At 45.9% G+C, this 17,800-nt stretch carries 10 protein-coding genes; 7 read left to right on the top strand and 3 right to left on the bottom strand.

Features of this window, described 5'->3' with window-relative positions:
- Positions 1 to 106 precede the first annotated feature (106 nt).
- From NFI80_RS15780 to NFI80_RS15770, 3 genes are all read right to left on the bottom strand, one after another.
- Positions 107 to 1,684: a RagB/SusD family nutrient uptake outer membrane protein gene (locus NFI80_RS15780; RefSeq protein WP_235156816.1), complete on the bottom strand. Its 1,578-nt coding sequence runs from the start codon at positions 1,682 to 1,684 to the stop codon at positions 107 to 109.
- A 37-nt stretch (positions 1,685 to 1,721) separates the two neighbouring features.
- On the bottom strand, positions 1,722 to 4,952 hold the full coding sequence (locus NFI80_RS15775) for a SusC/RagA family TonB-linked outer membrane protein (RefSeq protein ID WP_235156817.1): 3,231 nt from the start codon (positions 4,950 to 4,952) through the stop codon (positions 1,722 to 1,724).
- A gap of 604 nt (positions 4,953 to 5,556) precedes the next feature.
- A complete protein-coding gene (locus NFI80_RS15770; protein WP_235165167.1) occupies positions 5,557 to 6,648 on the bottom strand; it encodes a Gfo/Idh/MocA family protein in 1,092 nt (363 codons plus the stop codon).
- 283 nt (positions 6,649 to 6,931) lie between these two features.
- Here NFI80_RS15770 and NFI80_RS15765 point away from each other — a divergent pair, with 283 nt between their 5' ends.
- From NFI80_RS15765 to NFI80_RS15735, 7 genes are all read left to right on the top strand, one after another.
- Positions 6,932 to 8,902, top strand: a complete 1,971-nt coding sequence (locus NFI80_RS15765; protein WP_235165166.1) for a DUF3858 domain-containing protein — start codon at positions 6,932 to 6,934, stop codon at positions 8,900 to 8,902.
- A 9-nt stretch (positions 8,903 to 8,911) separates the two neighbouring features.
- Positions 8,912 to 10,840 carry a DUF3857 domain-containing transglutaminase family protein gene (locus NFI80_RS15760; RefSeq protein WP_254414152.1) on the top strand — a complete coding sequence of 643 codons (1,929 nt, stop codon included), beginning with the start codon at positions 8,912 to 8,914 and terminating at the stop codon, positions 10,838 to 10,840.
- Between the two features lie 122 nt (positions 10,841 to 10,962).
- Complete coding sequence (locus tag NFI80_RS15755) at positions 10,963 to 11,901, top strand: dihydrodipicolinate synthase family protein (RefSeq protein ID WP_235165164.1); 939 nt, start codon at positions 10,963 to 10,965, stop codon at positions 11,899 to 11,901.
- A 91-nt stretch (positions 11,902 to 11,992) separates the two neighbouring features.
- Entirely contained in the window at positions 11,993 to 13,468 is a 1,476-nt protein-coding gene (locus tag NFI80_RS15750; RefSeq protein ID WP_235165163.1) for an aldehyde dehydrogenase (NADP(+)), read from the top strand.
- Positions 13,468 to 14,469: a 4-hydroxyproline epimerase gene (locus tag NFI80_RS15745; RefSeq protein WP_235165162.1), complete on the top strand. Its 1,002-nt coding sequence runs from the start codon at positions 13,468 to 13,470 to the stop codon at positions 14,467 to 14,469. The genes NFI80_RS15750 and NFI80_RS15745 overlap by 1 nt, the downstream gene beginning before the upstream one ends.
- 94 nt (positions 14,470 to 14,563) lie before the next feature.
- The gene (locus tag NFI80_RS15740) at positions 14,564 to 15,826 is read left to right on the top strand and encodes an NAD(P)/FAD-dependent oxidoreductase (protein WP_235165161.1); all 1,263 of its coding nucleotides are present in this window, start codon (positions 14,564 to 14,566) and stop codon (positions 15,824 to 15,826) included.
- Positions 15,827 to 15,988: 162 nt separating this feature from the next.
- Positions 15,989 to 17,776, top strand: coding sequence for a DUF885 family protein (locus NFI80_RS15735; protein WP_235165160.1), 1,788 nt, complete (start codon positions 15,989 to 15,991; stop codon positions 17,774 to 17,776).
- The last annotated feature ends 24 nt before the right edge of the window (positions 17,777 to 17,800 follow it).

Raw genomic sequence — 17,800 nt, 5'->3', positions numbered from 1 at the left:
TCTGTTTCGGCTTCAATTTAGCTTAAATTACGTTGAGGCACTTATGGTTTTGGCATAAAAAAAGAGCCGGTCCAAATCCGGACCGGCTCTTCAAACATTACGCTAACTATTGACCGTAACCTGGGTTTTGAGGTGTCAGGCCAGGGTTGTTTTTCATTTCCTGGATTCCTAATGGGAACAGCAGGTGTTTTTCCTGTAAAGCAACACCAGCTCCAACATTCAGGTTAAGGTGACCTACGAAATTGTCAAATCCTTTTGTTTTCTCGTTGAACACTTTGCGCAGACGAACCATGTCAAACCAGGTAATGCCTTCGTAAGCGAATTCATACCAGCGCTCTCTCCAAACCGCTTCGCGGAAAGTGGCCTGTGTGAATGTTCCGATTGCAGGGGTTGTCAACTTAGCACGGTCACGGATTCTTTTGTAAGCCGCATAAGCTTCGGCAGTTGGACCGCCTACTTCATTTTGTGCTTCTGCATAGATCAGCAACACTTCTGCGTAGCGGATCAGGTTCACATTCAGGTTGTTGTTCTTGGTGGCAGTAACACCAGGAGCACCAAGCGCAGTTTGATTGAAATGCTTGAATACATAAGGTGCACCAAGATCAAATTTCGCTCCGTCGCCATTGGTATAATACGTTGTATAGAACCAGCCTTCCTGATCAACTGTACGCAAGTCGCCTTTTTCGTATGAGTTGTAGAATGAAAGCGTTGGAATAGTGCTTCCTGTTCCACCAGGACCTGCAAAAGTTACAGCCTTGAAGTTAGGCAGATAGTCATTCAATGGGAATGATGCAACCAATGCATTATACTGGATCTGGAACAAATGCTCCAATCTGTTTTTCTGCGATTCGGTATGGATCTCCTTGTAAGTAGGAAACAGGTTTACAACATTTGGGTTTGCTTTTGAATAAGTAATTACTTCAAAAGCTTTGTCAGCCGCAAGCTTGTAGTGCGAAGCACCTTTGCCCAACGGGAAACCAGCCATTGTCAGATAAACCTTTGAAAGCAATGCTTTCACCGACATTTGTGTAGCACGGCCGCTTGTTTCGAAAACAGGAAGTCCGGCAGATTCTGCTGCAATCAGGTCTTCTACGATCAGTTTATAAACTTCTTCCTGCGGAGCTCTCTTCGCAAAGAAATCTTCTGATGTTGCCGTTTGTGGTTTTGTCACCAAAGGAACATCTCCCCAAAGACGAACTGCATTGAAGTAAGCCCATGCTCTAAGAAAACGTGCTTCACCAAGCAGTTTTGTTTGCTGTGCAGGTGTTGCAGGAGCTAAAAAAGGAATGGTCGGGATTTTCTCGATAGCAAGATTTGCATTCGCAATAAGGCGATACAATCCGTTCCACCAGTTGTTGATATGCGCTGTGTTACCATCGTAAGTCAACGAGTACAGGTTGTTCAAATCGGAATTTTGTCCCGTTTCAGTGGTTGCAGTTCCTGTTACTGCTTCCAGCAATTGCCAGTTTGCAGAGAAAATACCAGCTCCGTCTCCATAGAATCTAAGACCAGCATAGGTTGCAGCAACGGCAGCTTCTGCGTGATCAGGGATTGTGTAAAAACTTTCCGGTGTTAGGTTGGACGGATCCTGTTCGTCAAGGAAGTCTGAACAGCTCGTCGGTCCCAGCAAAATAGCGCCGAAAAGAAGTGCTGTCCCTAGGTTTTTCAAATTATATAACTTCATAATGAATATCTGTTTTTAAAATAACTTAACCTGTTCATTAAAATGCGATCTGCAGACCAGCCATGTAAGTGGTTGGTTTTGGATAGCTATGCCAGATCATACCTTGTGAAAATACGTTGTCAGCATCTCCACCGCGGATTGGCGTTTGCTCAGGGTCACCATGTGGGTATTTAGTAAGCAAGAAGAAGTTTTGAGCTGAAACGTAAATTCTCAGTTTGCTCAATTTGATTTTGCTGACCATATCCGATGGGAAGCTGTAACCCAAAAGCAAGTTTCTGCCACGAAGGAATGAACCGTCAAAGATCCAGCGTGTATCTACGTTTGTTACGTAACCCGCACGTGTTTCACGAATCTCAGCGATTTGTGAATTTTGGTTTTGAGGAGTCCATGCACCCAATACAGTAGCGTAGCTGTTTGCGATAGAAACGCGGTCTTCGCTAGCGTGCAGGTTCATGTCCATCAGGTCATTTCCGTAAGAGAACTGCATATCAAATGTCAGGTCAAAGTTTCCGTAACGAACTGAGTTCGCCAAAGTTCCCCAGCCTTTTGGACTACCATTTCCAATGATTCTGCGGTCCGCATCTGTGATAGCGCCATCACCGTTGAAATCTTTGTATTTGATGTCACCAGGCAACATTTTAAGGTTGTTACGATAGCTGGTAAATTTAGCAGCCTCGTCTCTTTCAGCCTCGCTCCAAACGCCCAGACGTGTAAGTCCCCAGAATGCACCAACAGGCTCTCCGATACGGATAATGCTCGTTTGGTTTGTAATACCAGGACCACCCACTCCGAAGATGTCAGAAGGTGTTGCCAATGACAATACTTTGCTTCTGTTGAATGAGATATTGAAGTTCGTGTTCCATGAGAAGTTTGCTCTTTCGATGTTAGTCGTATTCAAAGCAAGTTCAACTCCTTTGTTTTCCATTGAACCAATGTTCTTTCTGATAACTGCGTATCCGCTGGTGCGTGGAACCGGAGCATCCAAAAGCATGTCAGTGGTTTTTCTGTAATAGTAATCCGCTTCAACAGAGATTCTGCCTTTCAGGAAGCTAATTTCAAGACCTGCGTCAGTTTGTGCTGTTTTCTCCCATTTCAAATCAGGGTTAGCAAGTCTGTTGATACCCGTTCCGTTAAATCTTGCATCGTTGTAGATGGTTGCATAGTTTGAGCTAAGCAATGACAATGAAGAATAAGAAGGAATTTCGGAGTTACCAGTCAGACCGTAGCTTGTTCTGATTTTCAGGTTGGAAATCAATGTATTTCCTTTCAGGAACTCTTCGTCAGACACTTTCCATGCCAAAGCAGCAGATGGGAACACAGCGTATTTGTGGTTATCACCGAATTTAGATGAACCATCGATACGGCCTGTTACCGTCAACAGATATTTCTCTTTCAATGTATAGTTCACACGTCCAAAGTAAGAGTTGAACGCAAAACGTGCAGCACCTGAACCAACACCCGGCAATGTAGCACCTGCTCCAAGGTTGTTGAAACCGAAGTAATCCGTTGAGAAGTTACGAACGCTTGCTCCTGTTGAAGTCAGGTTCGTTTCCTGCCACGAGATACCCAAAAGTGCATTGATCGCGTGGATACCATTGAAAGTTTTGTTGTAGGTCAAATAATTTTCAAATGACCAGAACGTCTCTTTTCTGCTTGCTTTACCAGCCGTACCAGACTCACCGATTGCCAGTGTACGTGTTTGCGATTCGTTGAATTCCTGAGTCAGGATGTTCACACCAAGAACAGAACGCATTTCCAGGCCAGGAGCCAGGGTAATGTTCGAGTACAAGCTACCCAATGTAGTTTGTGTGTTCTGGTTGTATTTACGGCCCATCAGACGGTGTACCGAGCTGAATGCACCTTCTGCCTGTGGATAATCACGGTTGTTTGCGTAAGTTCCGTCTGGGTATTTAACAGGAAGGAAAGGAAAATCCTCCACCATCTGACGTGGAACAGCATCATTGATATCGACAAGGTTTTCAGCCTGGTTGTTGTAGCTCAATGTAGCACCGATTCTCAACCATTTTTTAACCTGGTCATCAATGCTGAAACGAGTTGAATAACGTTTCAGGTAAGATGTTTTGATCAAACCCTGATCATCACGATAGTTTAGTGACAAAGAGTAAGTTGTTTTGTTGTTACCACCGCTGAAACCCAATTGGTGGTTTTGGGAAACCTTGTGTTGCGTAGCTTCTTTGAACCAGTCGGTATCATAGTTTGGTATGAAATTACCGCTGCCATCCACTGTGAAGATATCAGGATGTTTAGCATTCAATTCAGCACGACGCACTTTCGGGTTTTGCGGAGCATATTTTCCGGCAGCCCATCCCGCAGGGTCATATTTTGCAATGTTGGCGTATGCAAGGTCTTCAACCGCAAGATATTCCTTCGCGTTCAAAACTTTTGCTCTTTTTGGTCCCGCTGTCGGAACGCTCAGGTCCAGGTTGTAAGTAATCACACCTTCACCTGATTTTCCTTTTTTAGTCGTAACCAAAATAACACCATTCGCACCTCTTGCACCATAAATGGCTGTTGAAGATGCATCTTTCAAAACCTCAACAGACACGATGTCGTTAGGGTTGATGAAGTCGATGGCCTGGCTTTGCTGGTTTTGGTTTCCTTGCGGAAGCATTACACCATCCACCACATATAATGGGTTGTTTGAAGAGTTGATGGAGCTAAATCCACGGATACGCACGTTAGCACGACCACCCGGACGTCCTGAGTTCACGTTCACCTGTACACCCGAAACCTTACCCTGAAGAGCCTGGTTCAAAGATGGAGCAGGACGCTCTTTCAATTGATCTTCCTTAACCGAACCTACCGAACCGGTTAAGTCTGATTTTTTAGCGGTACCGTAACCGATAACGACTACTTCACTAAGTGCTTTTGAATCTGACTCCAAAGCGAGGTCAAGCGTAGTGCGGTTTCCCACTTCCACTTCCTGGCCTGTATAACCTACAAAGCTGAACACAAGCGTTGCACCGGTTTCTGGCACTTGCAATGTGTAATTACCGCTTCCGTCGGTGGTTGTACCTGTGCTGGAGCCTTTTATAACAACGTTCACGCCAGGTAAGCCTTCCCCGTTTTCCTTATCGGTAACTTTTCCTTTTAATGTTTTATCAATCTTAGCGTGAGCAGCAGTTCCCGAAGCGATGTTCATGTTGGCGGATGCCACGAAGGGACCTGAAAGAGCGGGTATTAGAAATAATGCATTCCGGATATTCCGCATTCGGAACAACCATTGATAGGTATCGGTATTTTTCATGTAGGTTAGTATTGGTTAAACGTTTTTCATGCAATGTTGGCAAATGGTAATTAACTGTTTCATAGTGAATTCTGGCAATCGGATGTTTTCTGCGTCATTAATTAGTTATTTAAGGTGAGGAAAATTATTTGTGTTATGTTTTAAAAGTTATGGTATTTATTTAATTCGTTCAATTTTTAAAAGCGCAAACTTTTGGCTCCTGGCTATGTTCGGTTTTTGGGTGTTTACTGTTCAGAAATTTCTGGTTGCCATTAATGGGTGCAACGAAAATTTATTTGTGAGAGGTGCCAGACAAGTAAGTTATGCCAGGAATTTGCGTGATCTTCAAAGTGAAAAAAGATGCAATACGATTATCAAGGGTCGGTTGAGATTTTTAAAAGTCTTAAAAAGACGTTGCAATATTATAATAAATAACAATAAATTTCGAATGACCAGCAGAGAAAAAATTAAATTATCTGTGCAAACGTTTGCATAAATTCACTCATATTTGATCAATTTTTGCTCGGAATCAATTAGTTAACCGCATGTTTACTAAAAATATAGCCCTGTTAATTTTCGGGTAAGTCACCGAAAACCAACAGGGCTATATTTAAGATAATGTATTTTAAACCAGATCTACGGTGCGTCCTGTCTTCACAGACTCGTCACAGGCGAAGGCAATCTGCAAGCTTGTGACTGCGTCTTGTAGGTGATCAGTCAGGTCGAAATCATCATTGATCGCATTCAGGAAATAACGCTGCTCGCGGTTGCAAAGCTCCTGATGATCCGGCTCGTCGTCCAGATTGATCCAGGAATCTTGTTTCGTAAATTCATCCTGATCATTCAGGTCCGCATGGTGCACGCGAATGGACTCCGTCTTCGTATGTGCTTCCACGGAAGACGATTTTCCAGTCCCACCCGCATCTTTCGCAACGATAGAAACGCTTCCTTTCGGTCCGATCACGTCTTTTACAAAGAATGCAGTTTCACTGATCATCGGTCCCCAGCCAGCTTCATACCAGCCCACAGAACCGTCTTCAAACCAAATTTGAAGCTGACCGTAATTGTAATTTCCAGCAGGAATGTCTTCCGTTAACCGCGCGCCAATTGCATTCACACGCAATGGTTTGGAACGCGTCATCTGGCACATTACATCTATATAATGTACGCCGCAATCCACGATCGGGCTCAGGCTTTTCATCAAATTCCGGTGAACGCCCCACATGTAACCGTGGCTTTGCTGGTTCAGGTTCATGCGCATTACGAGCGGCTTGCCCAGGTTTTGCGCTTCGGCAACAAAACGTTCCCACGATGGATGCACGCGCAGAATGTAGCCTACAACCACTTTTTTGCCAGCCGTTTTGGCAGCTTCTACTACGCGCTTAGCTCCTTCAACGGTGTCAGCAAGTGGTTTTTCGATGAAAACATGCGCGCCGTGCTCCAATGCTTTTACAGCAAAGTCCTCATGCGTGTCCGGGTAAGTTGAAATGCAGACCGCATCCGGTTTGGTTTCCTTCAATGCCGTTTCATAATCGCTGAAAAGGGCATAACCGCCGCCGAGTTTTTCATTCAAAACCTCTTTGCTTTTGCCGGTTGAAACGATTCCGCAGATTTCAAAACCGTCCAGCGAATGATACGCAAATGCATGGGAAGCGCCCATATTGCCACAACCGACTACGAGTACGCGAAGTGGACTTCCATTTTCGAAAGATGACATAATAATGTTAAATGTTAATGTTCCGGGTTAGCAGGAATAGGTAATTATTGAACAAAGCAAAGCTTCATTTTGGTGCAAAAATAGGCATTAAAATCTGTTTTCGCATTTGGGCCGATTTGAGTGAAAAAAAATCTACGAACAGTTACAAATTTTTTGCTAAAATCAAATTAATGCTGCAATTATGCATAATAATTCTACCTCTTTCTCTATTCGTTGCATGACTCATTTTTTACTTCAGTGCAGACTGTCCTGCGTTGTCTTGTGGAAGGTTTACGTCCTATCCATGCTCACTTTCCTATCTTTTAATGTTGCTGCCCAGGATGATTTCAAGCCGAAGTTTGGGGTTGTGGATCGTGCTGATGTGGAAATGGCGGCATTTCCTGGTGATAGCTCTGCTGCTGCGGTTTACCTCTATGATTTTGGTGAAGTTACCTATCGCTACGACGACATCCGCGGACTGGTAATGGTGATGGAATCCTGGATTAGGATTAAAATCCTTAAAGAATCAGCCCTTGACAGAGCTTCCGTTGCGATCACTACTTACGAGGGCAGCGGGCCCGAAAATCAGGAATTGATGGACGACATTCAGGGCTTCACCTATAATATGGAGAACGGACAGCTTGTACGAACGGCGATGGACCGGAAGTCGATCAAGCGGGAAAAGGCCACGGGCAAATATTATACTTACAAATTCAATCTTGCCAATGCACGGAAGGGTTCCGTGATCGAATATTCTTACAGGCGCACAACGCCATTGACCGTCCGCGATAAGCCCAGTCCCTGGACTTTTCAGGCGTCTGTGCCGAGCAAGTGGAGTGAGTTCCGCATTACGATCCCTTTTTTTCTGGAATATAAAACAACCATGAGCGGTTACCTGCCCCTGTATATCAGCGAACAGGAGCCTACGGATGTGCATGTAGGCTCGTCCAGGCTTAACGGGCGCGGCATTGCCTATCGTTTTGTCGTGAAAGATGCACCTGCATTTGTCAACGAACCTTTTATAACAACGGAAAGCGATTATCTGTCAAAGGTCAATTTTGAGCTTTCCGTCATTCAGGTGCCCGGTGAAATATCGAAGCATTTTTCAAACACCTGGGATGATGTTGAAAAGACATTGAACGAGGCCAACTGGTTTGGTGTAGAGTTGCGGAAATCTTCTTTCCTCAAAGCCAAGCGCGACGAAATTATGCTAACCGCCAAGACGCCCGAGGAAAAAATGGAGCTGGCTTACCGGCATTTGCAAAGCCACATGAAATGGGACGGTTCATCCTATCTGGGTTCAAGAGATGGCGTCAGGAAAGCATATGAAAACAAAGCCGGCAATGCAACTGAGGTGAATCTGATTCTGACCTCACTGCTTCGGGAGCTGGATCTAAATGCGGATCCCGTCATTCTCAGCACACGTTCCAATGGCCGGTTTTTGAAAGAAATTCCGCTTCTGGAAAGCTGCAATTATGTGATCAGCCACGTTGAAGTTGCCGGAAAAGAGTACTTTTTGGACGCCACACAGCCTTATGCCAAGCTCGGCCTCCTTCCTGAGCACACATTGAACGGATATGGCAGGCTTATTCCCAAAAAAGGATCGGGGCGGTTCTTGGATATAAAACCGCTGGACGCGCAGACCAAACTGGAAATGGTAAATGCGAACATTCTACCGGAAGATGGCAGCATAAAGGGAAATTACAGCATTTCCTTTGCTGGTTATGAAGCATTGCGCTGGCGCGACAAATATGTAAAAGAGGCTGACGACATTTATCACGAAGTGCTCAAAAAGCGGTCACCGGAGTGGAAGATCAGCAACATTGCTGTGAAGAATAAAAATGAAGATTTGAAAGGAGCAGTTAATGTTGCCTGCGATTTTGAACTGGAAGACGAGAATGCGTCACCCGATTTGTTTTACTTCAATCCCATTCTGGCCGGTCGCTGGGAAAGCAATCCGTTGAAATCGAAAGAACGGATCTATCCGCTTGATTTCACCAGCGGAATGTCGGAATCATTCATTGGTAATTATAAGCTTCCGGCAGGTTATGTGCTGGAAGAAATGCCAAAGGCAGAAATTGTAAGCCTTCCTGAAAAAGCCGGAAAATTTGTTTACCAGGTGCGACAGTCAGGTGATATGATCCAGGTGAGCAGCGTCATTGTGCTTTCCAAAACGAATTTTCACGCCGAAGAATACCACGACGTAAAAGAGTTCTTTGAACGTGTAGTCCAAAAGCATGCGCAACCGCTGGTAATCAAGAAAAAGGCTAACTAAACCTCCAAGATGCGATTTTTACTCTCTATTCTATTTTTAGTGTGCACAATGCTATGTCAGGTTCAGGCGCAAGATGAATTCGACGTCACAAAAATAAGTCCGGAACTCAATGCCGGTGCCAATGCGGTTGTGCGGTTGGATGAAGATTTTTTTGAGATTATTTCAAAAGCAGAAGCACGGCACAAGAAGCGCACAGTTGTTACGATTCTGAATGAAAAGGGCGAAAATGAATATGGCCAGCTTCTTGTGGGTTATGATAAATTCACCAAAATCACCGATATCAGCGGCATCCTTTATGATGCAGGCGGGAAAGTTCAGAAAAAGCTCAAAAACGCAGACATTACGGATTATGGTTATGGCGGCGGCGGAGATAATATCACCGACGCAAGAGTTAAACTGGCCGATTTTGGTAAAAAGAGCTATGCTTATCCGTACACGATTGAGTTCAATTACGAGACTAAGGAGAAAAATATGATGTTCTATCCGCGCTGGATGCCTCTGTCTGATGAAAAGACGGCCGTTGAGCGCGCGCAGTTCACCATTAAAACGCCAGCCGATTTCAAGTTTCGTTACAAAGAATATAATGGGGTAAATCCGGTGATGAAAACCAAAGGGGAAGGCGGATCGGATGTTTACACCTGGGTTGTCAGAAACAAAGCCGTTTCCAAAACAACCGATTTCTACCCGCTTCCCATGATGGACTATTTGCCGCTCGTGATGGCCGCGCCTTCTGATTTTGAAGTGCAGGATTATCAGGGAAATTTTAACACCTGGGCTGATTTTGGTAAATTTTATCACACATTGAATGCAGGCCGCGACGTGCTTCCACCTGCAACGGTTACCGAAATAAAATCGGTCATTAAGGATGCAAAAACAGATCGCGAAAAAGTTGAAAAACTATACAAATGGATGCAAACCCGCTCGCGTTATGTGAGCATTCAGCTGGGAATCGGCGGCTGGCAGACGATTGATGCCATGACGGTTGCCAGCAAAGGTTATGGCGATTGCAAAGCGCTGAGCAATTTTACCGTCGCTGCATTGCGCCAGGCGGGAATTCCTGCTTATGTTGCCTTGATCAAAGCAGGCAGTGAAGCCATGATGAAGCCTGACTTTCCCAGCAGCCAGTTCAACCACGTCATCGCCTGCGCCGTAGTCGCAAAAGACACGATGTGGCTCGAATGCACCAGCCAGACCACGACCCCCAACTTCATGGGCACATTCACAGGCAGCCGCTATGCATTGCTTGTCACGCCCGAAGGCGGGAAGCTGGTGCAAACGCCTGTTTATAAATCACATCAAAACACACGGAAAAGTCGCGCGAATGTGAACCTGGACGAAGGAGGAAACGGACAAGTGGAAGTGCATACATTATATGCAGGCTTGCAGCAGGAATCGCGCAACAGTGTTTTTCACAACGGGAATAAAGAAGAGCAAAAGAAATGGCTTATGAACCAGATCAATTTACCAAGTCTGGATTTGCAGCGTTTCGAGCTTCTCGAAGGCCGGGAAACAGAACCAACCATTACCGAGAAATTATCCCTGAATGTGCGCAACTGCGCCACCAAAACGGGATCACGACTTTTCATTAAACCAACATTACTAAGTCGCGGATTTGAATTGCCCGCAACTTCGGAGCGGACTACGGACTTTTATCTGCCCGGCTCTGTCTACGACTTTACCGATTCTGACACGGTGTCTTATGTCATTCCGGCGAATTATAAACTGGAAACCACATTGCCTTCTTTTCACATCAATTCGGTTTTTGGCACTTATGAATCCAAAACGGTTTTGGAAAACAACAAGCTCCTTTGCTCCCGGAAGGTCGTTATGAACGGCGGGCGCTACAATGCCAAGGATTTTCCTGCCTGGATCGACTTCCTGAAAAAGGTGAGAAAAGCCGATCGAGCGCAAGTCGTATTCGTAGAAAACAAACCTTGAAGCCGGATTTCGTTTTATGTTAAAATTCGTATATTATTGATTAATACCTGAAATGTTTGGCGGGTAACCAACAATTAACTTTGACAAAAAATCAGATCTTTCATAGTTAACACAATCAATATATGAACAAGGAATCCTGGCAGGGTGTATTTCCGGCGTTGCTAACGCCTTTCAAATCAGACGACAGCATTGATTTTGATCTTTTCCGTAAAAATCTGGAAGTGCAGATCGAAGCTGGCGTCACTGGCGCTATCGTTTCAGGATCACTGGGCGAAGCGAGCACATTGACAAAAGCGGAAAAAGTGGAATTGGTAAAATATGCAAAAAGCATTGTTGCCCAGGATTTCCCGATCGTTGTGTGTATCGCCGAGCAATCGACTGCCGAAGCGGTAAGCCTTGCCAAAGAAGCCGAAGATGCGGGTGCAGACGGTCTGATGGTGTTGCCTCCGATGCGTTATAAAGCAGACGACCATGAAACGGTTGTTTATTTCAAAACCATCGCGCAAAGCACATCATTGCCATTGATGATCTACAACAATCCGGTGGATTATAAAATTGAAGTGACGCTGGCGATGTTTGAAGAACTTGCGAAGGTTCCAAATGTGCATGCCATTAAAGAATCAACGCGCGACGTAAGCAATGTTACCCGCCTGTATAACCGTTTCGGCGACCGTTTCAAGGTTTTCTGCGGTGTGGATACATTGATCATGGAAGAAGTAATGCTGGGCTGCGACGGCGTTGTAGGTGGTTTGGTAGATGCATTCCCGAAAGAAACCGTTGCGATTTTCAATTTGGTGAAAGCCGGATTATACAAAGAAGCATTGGCTGTTTACCGTTGGTATCTTCCTTTGCTTGAACTGGACATTCATCCAAAACTGGTTCAAAATATCAAGCTTGCCGCCACAAAAGCAGGCATAGGCTCAGAATATGTTCGGGCACCAAGATTGGTTCTCGAAGGCGCAGAGCGCGAAAAAGTGCTTGCGATCATTGATCAAGCCATTGCAACCCAGCCTGCTTTGCCTGATTATTTGAATTTGTCTTCGGAAGTTTCTGTTGCATAACATTGTCGCATTGCGCAATCCGGCTTTACTTTAAAGCTGGATTCGCATTCGTTTTGCGACTTTTACAAACAGAAATTATCCTAACCAGCCCATGACAACTTCAAAAGAACAACTGGAAGCCATTTTGCAAAAGTCTCTCGAAGCTTTTGTAATCATAAAAAAACACTCGATCCAGCAGCGTGTGGCATTAATGCGCACAATTGCAGACGAGATTGAAGCCGTTGGTCCTGAGCTCATTGCAACTGCAAAGGCAGAATCCAACCTGCCCGAAGCACGCTTGACAGGCGAAAAAGCACGGACTATTTTTCAATGGAGAAGCTATGCCGATGCATTGGAAAAAGGCGCTCCGCTCGATGCGAGCATTGACACAGCGAACGCTGAAAGAACGCCTCCTAGGCCTGATATTCGTAAAACGAGCATTGCATTAGGGCCCGTAGCTGTTTTTGGTGCGAGCAATTTCCCATTTGCATTCTCAACGGCGGGCGGTGACACGGCCAGCGCCATGGCGGCAGGTTGTCCGGTCGTGGTGAAAGCGCATCCTGGCCATCCCGAAACTTCGTGGATCATGGCTGAGGCCATCGCTAGGGGCGTTAAGAAAAGCGGTTTTCCGGAAGGCACTTTTTCGCACGTATATTTCGAAACCAATGAGGAATCGCAGTTTCTGGTAAGCCACCCGATCACTAAGGCGGTTGGATTTACAGGTTCTTACCGCGCCGGAACTGCATTGGCTGAGATTTCTGCAAAAAGGCCTGATCCAATTCCGGTTTTTGCCGAAATGGGCAGTGTTAACCCTGTGTTTTTATTGCCAAATAAATTGGAGGCTTCGGCGTCTGAATTGGCAAAACAATATGCGGGTTCATTAACATTGGGAGTAGGCCAGTTTTGCACCAATCCGGGCATCGTGATCGCCATTGAAAGTCCTGCATTGGAAATATTTGAAAATGCATTGGAAGAAGAAATTATAAAAATCGCCCCTTCCCATATGCTGCACGCAGGCATTGCAGAAAGCTATGAGAAAGGATGCAAAAAACTAACCACGCAACCAGGCGTTGAGATTCTTGCGGTCACGGAAACGGAAGTTTTGGAAGGACAGGGCGGCGCGACGGTTGCCACGGTAAGCGCACAAACATTCCTGAACAATGATGCATTGCAGGAAGAAGTTTTCGGGCCGTTCGCATTGATTATCAAATGTGAGAACATTGATGAAGTGATTTCTGTCGGAGGAAAGCTGCACGGACAGTTAACAGCCACATTGCTGGCAACGAACGAAGATCTGGCAGAAAATGAAGAACTGATCGGATTGGTAACCGACAAATGCGGCCGGATCCTGTTCAACAACTTTCCAACCGGCGTCGAAGTTTGCAAATCCATGCACCACGGCGGACCGTTCCCGTCATCAAGCAACAGTCAGTTTACATCCGTAGGCTCTGATGCGATCAAGCGTTTCGTACGCCCGATGAGCTTTCAGAACTGGCCGGATGGATTTTTACCCGAAGAATTGAAAAATGCCAACCCGTTAGGAATCTGGCGGACTGTTAATAATGAGCTAACGAAGGAGGCTTTGTAATGAGAAAAACGTTTTTCTGCATCGACGCGCATACTTGCGGGAATCCCGTTCGGGTGGTGGCCGGTGGCGGCCCGCTTTTGCAGGGCAATAGCATGATGGAGCGCAGGCTTCACTTTTTGAAAGAATTTGACTGGATCAGAAAAGGATTAATGTTCGAGCCACGCGGCCACGACATGATGAGCGGGAGCATTCTGTATCCGCCCGTCGATCCCGAAAATGACATTGGCGTGCTTTACATTGAAACCAGCGGCTGCCTCCCAATGTGCGGCCACGGGACCATTGGCACCGTCACGATTGCGATTCAAGAAGGATTAGTAATTCCAAAAGTGCCTGGTAAGCTGCGCCTGGAGACACCGGCCGGTTTGGTTTTGGTTGAATATGTGCAGGAAGGCAAAAGGGTGAAATCTGTTAAACTGATCAATATAAAATCATTTTTGGCAGCTGAAAATCTCGAAGTGGAATGTCCTGAACTTGGGACATTGAAAGTGGATGTTTCTTATGGCGGCAACTTTTACGCCATAGTGGATCCGCAGGAAAACTTCAAAGGTCTCGAACATTACACCGCCGATCAGCTGATCAGTTGGAGCCGCGTTTGCCGTCAGCGGATGAATGAAAAATACAAATTCGTCCATCCCGAAAACGAGCATATCAATGGATTAAGCCATTTTCTCTGGGCTGGGGCCGTTTTGGAGGAGACTTCCACGGCCCGCAATGCAGTTTTCTACGGCGATAAAGCCATTGACAGATCACCCTGCGGAACGGGAACGTCGGCGCGGATGGCACAATGGCATGCCAAAGGAAAACTCAAAAAAGGCGACAAATTTATTCACGAAAGCATCATCGGTTCCAAATTCACCGGAACGGTTGAAGACGAAGTGACAATAGGAGACAAGCCCGCGATCATCCCCGGCATTGAAGGCTGGGCGGTTGTGACGGGTTACAATACAATCATCATCGACGACGAGGAAGATCCATATGCATTTGGGTTTCAGGTTATTTGATGCATTCGGCGGTCGGCAATCGGCAATCGAATTTTAGGTTAACATATATTATAAAAATGCTGACGGCTGATTGCCGAAAGCCGAAGTAAACAATATGCAAGTCACTAAAAAGGGAAGCGCCACGATAATCGGTGGCGGGATTATGGGGTTGACTTCGGCTTACTATTTGTTAAAAAGTGGCTGGAAAGTGACGTTGATTGATAAGGGCGATCTGGCGGATAATTGTTCGCAAGGCAATGCTGGAATGATCGTTCCAAGTCATTTTATTCCGCTGGCTGCTCCTGGCATGATCTCCAAAGGCATCAAATGGATGTTCGACAGCCGCAGTCCGTTTTACGTAAAACCTTCGCTCGACTGGTCACTGGTTTCATGGGGTTTAAAATTCATGAAAAGCGCCACGCCTGCCAATGTGGAACGCGCCGCGCCTCATTTGCGTGATTACCATTTGCTAAGCAAGCAGCTTTACGAAGATCTGGCCAAAGAAGAAGGTTTTGAATTTGGACTGGAAGAAAAAGGCATTCTGATGCTTTACAAAACCGAGAAAGCCGGAGAAGAAGAAATCCACGTGGCGAAGGACGGTCAAAAGCTCGGTTTGGACATTGAAATGCTTACTAAGGAGCAAGTTCAGGCGATCGAACCCAACATTCAGCTGGACGTGATAGGCGCAGTGCATTATCATTGCGACGCACATTTATACCCGACCGCATTGTTTTCGCAGCTTTTGAAATACATTAAAGCACAAGGCGCGGAGTTGATTTTAAATGCAAAGGTTAAGGGTTTTGATATAAAAAACGGAGAAATAAAAGGCGTTCAAACCGAAACCAAAACGGTGGAAGGCGACCTCGTGATCATGACCGGCGGAACGTGGCTTCCCGAGCTTTCGAAGTTGGCAGGTTTGTCAATTCCTGTCATGCCTGGAAAGGGTTATTCCTTCATGGAGCCGAATGCTGAGCATAAAATTGAACATCCCGCATTGCTGATCGAAGCCCGCGTTGCGGTTACGCCGATGAACGGACAAGTGCGATTCGGCGGCACCATGGAGCTTGCAGCGGTGAACGACAACATTAATATGAATCGCGTAGAAGGGATCGTAAACTCCATTCCGCAATATTATCCGGAGCTGAATGTGGCTGTTCCGGGCAAGGAAAGGATCTGGTATGGTTTCCGGCCTTGCTCGCCGGATGGGCTGCCTTATCTGGGTTACAGCAAAAAACTGAAAAACCTCATCGTCGCCGGTGGTCATGGCATGATGGGCATCAGTCTCGGACCGGCAACTGGCAAAATGGTGGCGGAACTGGCCAACGAATCTGCATTGTCGGCCGACATCAAACTTTACAATCCTGAACGATATAATTGACCCGGAACTGTCCGGGTTTTTTGTTTAATAAGAGACTTCATACAGAACTGTCCCATTGAGCGAAGTCTAAATGTCATACTGAGCGAAGCCGAAATGTTATTGCTGAGCAAAGCCGACTGTCATACTGAGCGAAGCCGAAGTATAAACCTTAATCAGACCTGGATGAAACTTTTCAACCACAGAACTTTCTTGTGCCTTATTTTCCTGATAAGCGCAGCCATTTTTATTCCAAAAGCTTTTGCCCAAAGCAAATTTAACCTTTACGAACAAACGAGCGAAACAGCCGGGCTCATCATTCAATACGGCCAAGACACCCGAGCGATCCGCTCTTTTTACTCGCCTATGGAGCGCGGACGAGGCGGCTTCGGAGCGCCAAGCAGTGTCCTGAATTCGCCCGAACAGCGGGAGCGCCTTCGCGAAGTGGATCAGAATTATCTGGATCAGCTTGCCAAACTCGATTTCAATGCCATGAGCATTTATGGAAAAGTGGATTATATTTTGCTCAAAAGAAGCATTGAGGACGATTTGCTGACATTATTGAAAGAAGAAAAAGAATATAATGCGGTGAAAATCTATTTTCCGTTTGCGGACAAAATTTATGCATTGGAAAAAAGCCGGAGACGTGGCGCAACCGTTGACGGACAAGCAGTTGCGAGTCAGCTGAATGATATTTTAAAAGAAGTTAAAACAGCGTTCGACGCATTCAAAAAAACAGAAAGCATTGAAATGCCTCTTGCAGAACGCGGCGAAGAGGCGATAACTGGATTAAAATCCAGGTTGAAGAGCACTTATGAGTTTTACAAAGGTTATGATCCGATGTTTACATGGTGGGTTCCAGAGCCTTACGAAGCATTGGACAGCGCTTTGAATACTTATGCCAAAACAATCAAAAGCAAAGGCAAGCTGAGCACAACGCAAAAGGACGACAACAGCGGCATTAAGGGCGTTCCCATCGGCCGCGAAGAGCTGATTCGCCAGCTTGATGCAGAAATGATCAGTTACACGCCGGACGAATTGATAGAGCTTGCCAACAAAGAATTTGCGTGGTGCGATAAGGAATTGCTGAAAGCATCGCAGGAAATGGGTTTTGGAAACGATTGGAAAAAGGCGCAGGAAAAGGTCAAAAACAGCTACGTAAAAGCCGGAAACCAGCCCGAACTGATCCTAAAACTTTACGACGACGCCAAAACATTCATCACCGCCAACAACCTGATCGATTATCCAGAAATCGCCGACGAAACCTGGGGAATGCAAATGATGACGCCTGAACGACAGCTCATTAACCCATTCTTCCTGGGCGGCCGCGACATTATCGTTTCCTATCCCACCAACACCATGCAGCACGAAGATAAGCTCATGAGCATGCGCGGCAACAATCCTTATTTTTCCCGGGCGACGGTTCATCACGAGCTTGTGCCGGGGCATCATTTGCAATATTATATGAACAGCCGTTACAAGGCTTACCGCAGCGAATTCAGGACGCCGTTTTGGACGGAAGGCTGGTCGCTTTACTGGGAATTGCTGCTGTATGACAAGGGTTTTGCCAAAACGCCCGAGGAGCGGATCGGGATGTTGTTCTGGCGGATGCACCGTTGCGCACGGATTATTTTCTCGCTCAATTATCATTTGGGCAAATGGGGCCCGCAGCAATGCATTGACTTTCTGGTGGATAGAGTCGGTCACGAACGTGCCAATGCGGAAGGCGAAGTGCGCCGGTCATTTGAAGGAAGTTACAGTCCGCTTTACCAGGTGGCTTATCTCATCGGCGGCTTGCAGATCCTGAGCCTGAAAAACGAACTGGTCGACAGCGGCAAAATGACATACAAGGATTTCCACGACGCCATTATGAAGGAAAATAATATGCCCATTGAGATGGTAAGGGCCACATTGATCAATCAACCCGTAACGCGCGATTTTAAAACAAAGTGGAAATTTTATAGTTTCAAATAAAAGCGTACTTTAAGACTTGAAACC

The sequence above is a fragment of the Dyadobacter chenhuakuii genome (assembly GCF_023821985.2).
In the GTDB taxonomy this organism is placed as follows: domain Bacteria; phylum Bacteroidota; class Bacteroidia; order Cytophagales; family Spirosomataceae; genus Dyadobacter; species Dyadobacter chenhuakuii.
The sequence above is the reverse complement of the archived record's forward strand: the minus strand, read 5'-3'. Positions and strand labels throughout refer to the sequence as shown.

Bases quoted from the DNA above. Each gene is read 5' to 3' on its own strand.
- NFI80_RS15755 (WP_235165164.1), top strand. From the start codon at position 10,963: ATGAACAAGGAATCCTGGCAGGGTGTATTTCCGGCGTTGCTAACGCCT.
- NFI80_RS15780 (WP_235156816.1), bottom strand. From the start codon at position 1,684: ATGAAGTTATATAATTTGAAAAACCTAGGGACAGCACTTCTTTTCGGC.
- NFI80_RS15735 (WP_235165160.1), top strand. From the start codon at position 15,989: ATGAAACTTTTCAACCACAGAACTTTCTTGTGCCTTATTTTCCTGATA.
- NFI80_RS15740 (WP_235165161.1), top strand. From the start codon at position 14,564: ATGCAAGTCACTAAAAAGGGAAGCGCCACGATAATCGGTGGCGGGATT.
- NFI80_RS15750 (WP_235165163.1), top strand. From the start codon at position 11,993: ATGACAACTTCAAAAGAACAACTGGAAGCCATTTTGCAAAAGTCTCTC.
- NFI80_RS15760 (WP_254414152.1), top strand. From the start codon at position 8,912: ATGCGATTTTTACTCTCTATTCTATTTTTAGTGTGCACAATGCTATGT.
- NFI80_RS15765 (WP_235165166.1), top strand. From the start codon at position 6,932: ATGCTCACTTTCCTATCTTTTAATGTTGCTGCCCAGGATGATTTCAAG.
- NFI80_RS15775 (WP_235156817.1), bottom strand. From the start codon at position 4,952: ATGAAAAATACCGATACCTATCAATGGTTGTTCCGAATGCGGAATATC.
- NFI80_RS15745 (WP_235165162.1), top strand. From the start codon at position 13,468: ATGAGAAAAACGTTTTTCTGCATCGACGCGCATACTTGCGGGAATCCC.
- NFI80_RS15770 (WP_235165167.1), bottom strand. From the start codon at position 6,648: ATGTCATCTTTCGAAAATGGAAGTCCACTTCGCGTACTCGTAGTCGGT.